The sequence below is a fragment of the Phenylobacterium sp. genome (assembly GCF_036263695.1).
In the GTDB taxonomy this organism is placed as follows: domain Bacteria; phylum Pseudomonadota; class Alphaproteobacteria; order Caulobacterales; family Caulobacteraceae; genus Phenylobacterium.
Window position 1 is genome coordinate 1 of the sequence record NZ_DATAGM010000287.1, and the last position, 3,850, is coordinate 3,850.

6 protein-coding genes are annotated in these 3,850 nt (G+C 69.9%); 4 read left to right on the top strand and 2 right to left on the bottom strand.

The genetic code is table 11. The annotated features are described in order from the left end of the window. The coding region (locus tag VHK87_RS11520; protein ID WP_329635039.1) for a saccharopine dehydrogenase NADP-binding domain-containing protein at positions 1 to 931 on the bottom strand (931 nt) is incomplete at its 3' end. A gap of 125 nt (positions 932 to 1,056) precedes the next feature. On the opposite strand from VHK87_RS11520, the gene VHK87_RS11525 reads away from it, so the two are divergent. From VHK87_RS11525 to VHK87_RS11540, 4 genes are read left to right on the top strand one after another with little or no spacing between them, the layout of a single operon-like run. Continuing rightward, positions 1,057 to 1,812 (top strand): exonuclease domain-containing protein, encoded by a 756-nt coding sequence (locus VHK87_RS11525; protein ID WP_329635040.1) that lies wholly within the window; start codon positions 1,057 to 1,059, stop codon positions 1,810 to 1,812. Positions 1,813 to 1,853: 41 nt separating this feature from the next. Then, positions 1,854 to 2,234, top strand: a complete 381-nt coding sequence (locus VHK87_RS11530) for a DUF2200 domain-containing protein (RefSeq protein ID WP_329635041.1) — start codon at positions 1,854 to 1,856, stop codon at positions 2,232 to 2,234. Between the two features lie 44 nt (positions 2,235 to 2,278). Next, positions 2,279 to 2,440, top strand: a complete 162-nt coding sequence (locus VHK87_RS11535; RefSeq protein WP_329635042.1) for a hypothetical protein — start codon at positions 2,279 to 2,281, stop codon at positions 2,438 to 2,440. Between the two features lie 6 nt (positions 2,441 to 2,446). Beyond that, on the top strand, positions 2,447 to 2,629 hold the full coding sequence (locus VHK87_RS11540) for a DUF3606 domain-containing protein (RefSeq protein ID WP_325459841.1): 183 nt from the start codon (positions 2,447 to 2,449) through the stop codon (positions 2,627 to 2,629). Between the two features lie 6 nt (positions 2,630 to 2,635). On the opposite strand, the gene VHK87_RS11545 is transcribed toward VHK87_RS11540, so the two are convergent. After that, positions 2,636 to 3,766 carry a methyl-accepting chemotaxis protein gene (locus VHK87_RS11545; RefSeq protein ID WP_329635043.1) on the bottom strand — a complete coding sequence of 377 codons (1,131 nt, stop codon included), beginning with the start codon at positions 3,764 to 3,766 and terminating at the stop codon, positions 2,636 to 2,638. Positions 3,767 to 3,850: the final 84 nt, after the last annotated feature.

Here is a 3,850-nt window from a genome sequence, read left to right on the forward strand (position 1 = left end):
AGGAGCGGGTCACCGCCTCGCCGCCCCGCTGGCCCTTGATCTCCACATACATCCCCCCGCGATGCTCGCCCCACCTGAGGATGTTGATCGCTCGATAGAACAGGCCGCCGAACGGACGAAGGCTAGGCAGCACCCGCCAGCGCACCAGCAAGGCCAGGCCGTTCAGCATCCTGTGCAGGCTCTCCGGCACGGGCCCCGCCCCGATCCAGACCTCGGCGAGCTCGGGCCAGAGCTTCGGCAACACGCGCAGGTCGGGCACGTCGACCAGGGAGAATCGCAAGCTCGGGAGCGGGACACAGCCAGGCGGGCGGATCACATACCGGCGGCTCTCGGCCATGCCGTGGCCGTAGGCGTCCCGGCCCCCGCGCCTGAGCTTCACCGGCTTTCCGGAATAGCCGGCGATGGCGCGGATAACGTTCTCGCCGACGCCCGCGTAAGGAGACGGCGCGATGCCGGCCTCCACCGAGTCGATGCTCTCAAGGTCCTCCGACAGAGCGCGCACCACAGCGGCGGTCAGGACGGGAAAGCTGCTGACGCCGGAGAGGACGGACACGCCGGCCGGCCGAGCCTCGCGGTCGAAGGCAGCCACCCCCTCCACAAAATCCGCCCCGTCCGCCAGATCGAGGTAGGAGATCCCAAGCCCCATGGCCGCCCTCACGAGCCGGTAGGGGTCCGTCCCGTACGCCTGAAAGGGACCGCTCGCGTCGACGATGACGTCGGGCCCGATCTGGCGCAGCTGCGCCGTGACATCGCCCTCGCGATCGAACCGTGCGGCCTCGCAGTTCGCGCCTGCCAGCTGGGAGGCGCAGAAGGCCTGCGCCTTCTCGGCCGAGCGTCCCGCGATCACCAGCCGCACCTGCCGCTCGTCGGCGAGCAGGCGCGCAAGCCGGCCGCCGAAGACTCCGTAGCCGCCGACGATCAGCACCTTCACGACAGCCCACGCCCCTTCAGCCCAGGCTTCACCAGATAGCAGGCCTCGGCTCTCGGCCGAAGCCGCGGTTCTCGCATTGCGTCCGAGCGCGCCTATCTCAAATGCGAACCGGAGAGCTGTTCCTCTTGAGCCCGTCGCCTGCCCGCGTCCGCGTCATCGACTTGGAGACCGCCGGCGGCGGCCCCTACGACGTCTGCGAGATCGGCTGGCAGGACCTCGAGCAGGGTCCGGACGGCGCCTGGCGAGTCGCGGGCGAACGGGGCGCCCTGTTCGTCAATCCCGGCCGGCCGATCTCTCCCGAGACCATGGCCATCCACCACATCCGCGACGCCGACGTCGCCTCGGCCCCATACTGGAAGCTGGTCGCTCCGGAGGTCCTGCGCCCGCCCGGCGGCGTCCTAGCGCTGGCCGCACATCGGGCCGCGTTCGAGCAGAGGTATTGCCGGCCCAAGCTGACCGGCGAGGTCGATTGGATCTGCACCTGGAAGTGCGCGCTCAGGCTCTGGCCGCAGCTTCCAAGCTTCTCCAACCAAATGCTGCGCTACCAGCGCATGCCGCACGGCTTGGTCCACGAAGCGGGCCTGCCCGCCCACCGCGCCCTCCCGGACGCCTACGTCACCGCCCACCACCTGCGCGACATGCTGAACGAGGCCTCCCTGGCGCAGCTCATCGCCTGGAGCCGGGAGCCCGGCCTCCTCCCGCGCGTGCCCAGCGGTCCCCAGCGCGGCGCGCCCTGGTCGGCCCTGCAGACCGAGACGCTTCAGGCCATGGCCAAAGATCGCGACGCCGACGTCCGCTTCACCGCCCAGACCGAGTTGCGCCGCCGGGGGCAACACGCGCCGGGCGCAAATGCGCCGCCGGCCCAGCCCAAACTCCTCTAAGCGGTGCTAACATCGCCGGCAGCCCGGACGGAGCCGATTAGATGACCAAGCACCGGATCTACACCACCAGCTTCGCCAGCGTGTACCCGCACTACGTCGCCAAGGCGGAGAAGAAGGGACGCACCAAGGCCGAGGTCGACGAGATCATCCGCTGGCTGACCGGCTTCAGCCAGGCGCAGCTCGACGCCCACCTTGCGAGCAAGACCGACTTCGAGACCTTCTTCGCCCAGGCCCCGAGGCTGAACCCCGCCCGCGCCGAGATCAAAGGCGTGATCTGCGGCGTCCGCGTCGAAGAGATAGCCGAGCCGCTGATGCGGGAAATCCGCTACCTCGACAAGCTCATCGACGAACTCGCCAAGGGCAAGGCGATGGAGAAGATCCTGCGCCGGCAACCGGCGCCGGCCGTGCAGGGCGCTCGATAGCAAATCCGCCCCTCCCCGCCCTCACCTATGCTACACCCCGTCCCATGACCGACCGACCCGACGCCCCTGACGAAACGCCCATGCAGCGGGCGCTGCGCCTGAAGAAGGCGGCGCAGGAGGCGCGGCCGAAGACGCCTGGGGCCAAGGTGAAGCGCGAGCAGGCGGGCATGCCGACCGGCGCCTCCAAGCCCTGGCTGAAGCGCTAGCGCGCCATGGCCGGCCTGAAGGACAAGCGCGGCTTCATCGACAAGGACCGGCTCGACCTGTCCGAGCGCAAGGCCGTGGAATACTGGATGAAGCGTTGGGGCGTGACCCGCGACCAGCTCACCGCCGCCCACCGCAAGGTCGGCCGCCTCACCAAGGACATCGCCGCCGAGCTCGGCAAGCGCCGCTGAGGCGGGCTAAGCCGCCCGCCGCGCCTCCGCCTCGCCCACGCCTGGCGCCTCCGCCACCTGCTGCACGCAGCCGTACCAGCCCAGGCCCTTGTAGGTTTCGTAGCCGGGGGTCAGCGCATAACCCACCGTGCGCCCGTCGGCGGTGTAGCAGCCCATCGGGCCGGCCGAGACGTCCAGCGCGATCTTCTCCGTCAGCACGCCCTTGCCGTCGGAGGCGGCCAGCACCCGGTGCGAAGCGTCGAGGATCAGCACCCGGGACCTGGCCCGCTCGCCCTCCGTCAGCCGCACGCCGTCGACCACCGCCTGGGCCTGGGGGCGCCAGTCGAAGTGGATGCCCAGCACGCCCAGGATCTTGCCCTTGGCCTCGCCCCTGGCCCGGATGGCGGTCGCGTAGGTGGCCACGGGCGCGCCGTTCAGCGCCGGCTCCGCCACCACGTCGCAGGCTGCGAAGTCCATGCCGGTGGCGGTGCGCATCGCCTGCTTGAACCACGGCGAGCTGGCCGCCGAGGCGCGGGCCGCGCCCGGGTACCGCTCGGGCCGGCCGGTCGCCACCACCTGGCCCTCGGCGTCGCAGATCCACAGGTCGAGGTAGACGGTGTAGGCGTCGAGGATCACCCCCAGCCGCCTGGTGGCGTAGCGGGCACGCTCGGGGGACGGATCGGCCAGGCACTCCACCACCGCCGGGTCGGTCGCCCACCAGCGCACGTCGCAGGTCCGTTCGTAGAGGTTGCGGTCGACGATCTCGATGGCGTTCAGCGCCAGGTCGGTCAGCCGCTGGCCGCGCAGGTGCTCCAGGATGCCGCCGCCGACGCTGGTCAGCTCGGCCAGGTCCGTCGCCACCTCGCTCTCCATGGAGGCGGCGACCGCGTCGATGTCATCTGAGATCTTCTTGAATTCCTGGGCCACCACCGCGAAGCCCCTGCCGGCCTCGCCGGCCCGCGCCGCGACGATCATGGCGTTGACCGACAGCATCTTGGCCATCCGGTTGACGGCGGCGATCTCGCCGATCCGCAGCCCCGCGACGTCGCTCAGCCGCTTGGAGAGCTCCAGTATCCGCTCGGGCCGCAGGTCGTCATCGCGCTGCTCCACCGCCCTATTCCCCGAATCCGCCGGTTCTATTTGGCCCCACCGGAACACCGAAAAGTAACGATAAGATTTAACCTTGGGTGCTCAGAATATAGGCAGACTCGATCATCTCTGCACAGTTGATCGGCAAAGGCG